This is a genomic window from Chitinimonas sp. (genome assembly GCF_036568685.1).
In the GTDB taxonomy this organism is placed as follows: domain Bacteria; phylum Pseudomonadota; class Gammaproteobacteria; order Burkholderiales; family Chitinimonadaceae; genus Chitinimonas.
The window spans coordinates 1-3349 of record NZ_DATCSC010000077.1 but is presented as its reverse complement, the minus strand read 5'-3'; the positions used below and the strand labels follow the sequence as shown (position 1 = coordinate 3349).

At 64.9% G+C, this 3349-nt stretch carries 4 protein-coding genes; all 4 read right to left on the bottom strand.

What is annotated here, in order from left to right; all coding sequences use genetic code 11:
* Window positions 1–66: 66 nt before the first annotated feature.
* Window positions 67–489, bottom strand: coding sequence for a low affinity iron permease family protein (locus VIM95_RS11935; RefSeq protein ID WP_331985935.1), 423 nt, complete (start codon window positions 487–489; stop codon window positions 67–69).
* Between the two features lies 1 nt (window position 490).
* On the bottom strand, window positions 491–1627 hold the full coding sequence (locus VIM95_RS11930) for a YbdK family carboxylate-amine ligase (RefSeq protein WP_331985933.1): 1137 nt from the start codon (window positions 1625–1627) through the stop codon (window positions 491–493).
* Complete coding sequence (locus VIM95_RS11925) at window positions 1614–2846, bottom strand: cation:proton antiporter (protein ID WP_331985931.1); 1233 nt, start codon at window positions 2844–2846, stop codon at window positions 1614–1616. The genes VIM95_RS11930 and VIM95_RS11925 overlap by 14 nt, the downstream gene beginning before the upstream one ends.
* A 211-nt stretch (window positions 2847–3057) precedes the next feature.
* Window positions 3058–3349 (bottom strand): hypothetical protein (locus tag VIM95_RS11920; RefSeq protein WP_414648524.1); only part of this gene is annotated, 292 nt, incomplete at its 5' end.

Genomic DNA, 3349 nt, shown 5'->3' with positions numbered 1-3349 from the left:
ACGCTGCTTGATGCACACCATGATGGTCTTCATGGCAGCATTGTATCGCCGCCACGCCAGGGGGGCTCAGTCCGCCGCCTTATCGGTCTGCCGCAGTTCCCGGCGGGCCGAGTGCGCCAAGGCCAGATAGCGGCCGCGGATATGCTCCAGCTCATCCTCATCCAGCTCCTCCAGGTCCAGGAGGGCGTTATTGGCTTGCTCCAGCGTATAGATCAGCTCATCGAGCTTGATCTGCAGCGCCTCGGTATCGCGGTTCTGGGTGCTTTGGATCAGAAAGACCATCAAAAAGGTGATGATGGTCGTACCGGTATTGATGACCAGCTGCCATGTGTCGCTAAAGCCGAACAAGGGTCCGGTCAGCGCCCATAGCAATACCAGCACCAGCGCAGCACAGAATGCCAACGGTCGGCCGGTGAGCGCCGCCGTATGTTTGGCAAACCGGGTGAACAGGCTGTGCCGGCTACCCTTGTCCTGGGGCAGGCTGACCATCTCAGGCCGCCGCCCAGCGCTCAACCTGGCGCAACACCACATGCCCCAGAGAAGGCTCATTTGCCGCCGTCTCGCGCAGCCAGGCGGCGTCGTTCTCCTGCCTATGTACCTGCCGCTGCAGCTCGCGTATCGCCCGCTCGCCACCCAGCCGCAACGCATGTGGCAACACCTGTTCCAGCACCTCGGCCAGATCGTCGCAAAGCGGCCGTTCGCTATGCCGCGCCACATCGATGAACTGCGCATAGAGGCCATGCCGGCAGGCCTGGAAGCGGTTGTATGCGTAAGCCAAGGGCAAGTCAGGGTGGGCATGACCCCGGACCTCCTGCCGCAGCCAGCTCACCAGCGCCTGCGCAAAGGTCGCCAGCCGTGCAGCCTGGCGCGGCGTCAGGGGCGTATCGCAGATGCGCAATTCGATGGTGCCGTAGTTGGGCTTGGGGCGGATATCCCAATAAAAGTCCTTCATGCTGGCCACCACGCCGTAGTCCGCCATGCGCCGGAAATAGGCGCAGAAACCCTGCCAGTCCTCCACCGCCGGCATGGTGCCGGAGAGCGGAAAGGCATTGACCGCACTCAGCCGCGCACTATGAAAGGCGGTATCGACCCCCTGATAGAAGGGCGAACTGGCCGACAGCGCAATGAAATGCGGGATATAGCGGGCCATCAGCCGGGTCAGCCTGACCGCCTCATCGCCATCGCGACAGGCGATGTGGATGTGCTGACCAAACACCGTGAACTGCTGTGCCAGATAGCCGTACTGCTCGTGCAAGGCCTGGTAGCGTGCACCCGGGTAGATGCGCTGGTCGCTCCAGCGCTGGAAGGGATGGGCTCCCCCGCCGGCCACCGCCAGGTGCAGCCGGTCCGCGGCAGAAACCAGATGGTCGCGCAAGGTTTCCAGCTCCTCGGCCAGGGCCTCGTATTCATGATGAATGGTGGAATTGAGCTCGATCATGCCCTCGGTGATTTCCGGCACGACGTTGCCAGGATGGTCACGCTTGGCCAACTGGGCCAGCAGATCGGTCGCGCCACGGGTGAGGTTGTAGTCGTGCCGCGAAAGGATCTGCAATTCCAGTTCCACCCCCATGGTCGGCTTGTCGCTGCCCTTGAAGTCCAGCAGGGCCTCGAATTCAGAATCGGTCATGCTGCATCCCTTTCGTTTTGCGGGCATCGCCCACCCGCTCCAAAGCCCAGCGGGTGGTCAAGGGGCCGATGATCTCAAGCAGGCACAGCGCTGCCAGGGCAATGGCGCTGGCGTGGGTGGTCAGCTCAGGCATGGCCGCTACCGAACCATGCACCGTCAATACCGCCAGGCTGGACATGGGCAGCAGCGTCACACCCAGCCACACCCCTTGGCGATGGCCTATGCCGCTGAACGGCGCCAGCAAGGCCGGCACCGTGAGGCGGACCAGGCCACGAACCAACAGGAACAAGCCGGCCCACATTGGCACCTCGCGCCAGGCCCACCAATCGAGGCTGGCACCGATCTGCACAAACAGCACGCAGACGAAGAGGCCGCGCAGATGGTCGACATTGAGCCCCAGCAGGGCCTCGCCCTGGTCGATATTGCGGCTGGCGATCCCCAGGCTCAGCACCGCCAGCAGGGTCGGCACGGCCAGGAGCTGCGCCACGCCCACGGTGGCGGCGATGCCACCGAACAGGAACAACATGGGCAGCACGTCGTGCGGCCCGCGCTGCCGCAACCACTTGAGGAACAAGGCCAGCAAAAAGGCCGCCACCATGCCCAGCGCCAGCGCCCCCAAAAGCTCCCAGGCCGGCTGCAGCAGCGCCGCCTGCCAGCCATCCTCGCGGGCAAAGCGGGTCAGCGAGATCAGCATCAGCGCCAGCACCAGGGCCAGGGCATTGTTCACGGCGGCAAACACCCAGGCCCACTCGCTGACCCGGCCCTCGGCCCGGGTCTCACGCAGAATCGGCAAGAGGATGACCGGCGAGGTGGTCATGGCCAGGATGCCCAACAGGCCGGCGGCCACCGGCTCTATGCCCAGCAACTGGAACAAGCCGTACACCGCGCCGAATACCGAGAGGCTCTCCACCAGCGCCAGCGCCATCAGGCGGGGCTCGCGGTGCAACCAGCGCCAGTCCAGGTGCCGGCCAAGCTCGAACAGCAAGATGCCGACCGCCACGTCGGAAAACAGCGACAGCTGGCGCATGGCATCCGGGTCGATCAGACCCAGCCCGAGCGGGCCGCACAGAAGCCCGGTGCAGAGATAGCCGGTGATGGTCGGCATCCTGAACAAGCGATGCAGGGCTTCCGCCACCAGCACCGCACCGAGCAAGCTCAGCCCGACCAGGGCCAGGTGGTTGTCCTGCAGCAGTGAGCGGGCAAACAGGGTGTAGTCCATGGGGTCTCCAGAAGGCCCAGCTACTACGCAATAGCAATGCCAGCAACCGCCACCGCAACAAACACCGACGGCCGCCGGTATCCGGCGCCCTCCCCTGCCGACCAGGCCCGCAAGTAGCAGGTAAGCTTTGCAAACTGGCCGTAACTCTTGCCAGCCCGAGATGCAAAAGGCCACCCGAAGGTGGCCTTGGCTTAGCGAGCACGTACCTGGATCAGACCCGCAGCGTGGCAATCCCGCTGCGCAACTCACCCACCTGGGCTTCAATCGCCGTCGCGGCCACCACCGATTCGGCCACCGCGGCGGCGCTCTCCTCGGTGTGCTGGGCAATCTGCTCGATGCGGCTGGCAATCTGTTCCGAGGCAGCGCGCTGCTCCAGCGCCGCGTTGGCGATATCGGCCACCACGCTGGCGGTACTGCCGGCGGCGTCGCGGATCTCCGCCAGCACGTCGCCAATCTCGCCGGCCGATTCGGCCGAACGCTGCATATGGCCGTTCGCCTCGCGC

What these genes read in the sequence shown, in the direction of transcription:
- VIM95_RS11930 (WP_331985933.1), bottom strand. Translation starts at nt 1,627, where the DNA reads ATGACCGATTCTGAATTCGAGGCCCTGCTGGACTTCAAGGGCAGCGAC.
- VIM95_RS11935 (WP_331985935.1), bottom strand. Translation starts at nt 489, where the DNA reads ATGGTCAGCCTGCCCCAGGACAAGGGTAGCCGGCACAGCCTGTTCACC.
- VIM95_RS11925 (WP_331985931.1), bottom strand. Translation starts at nt 2,846, where the DNA reads ATGGACTACACCCTGTTTGCCCGCTCACTGCTGCAGGACAACCACCTG.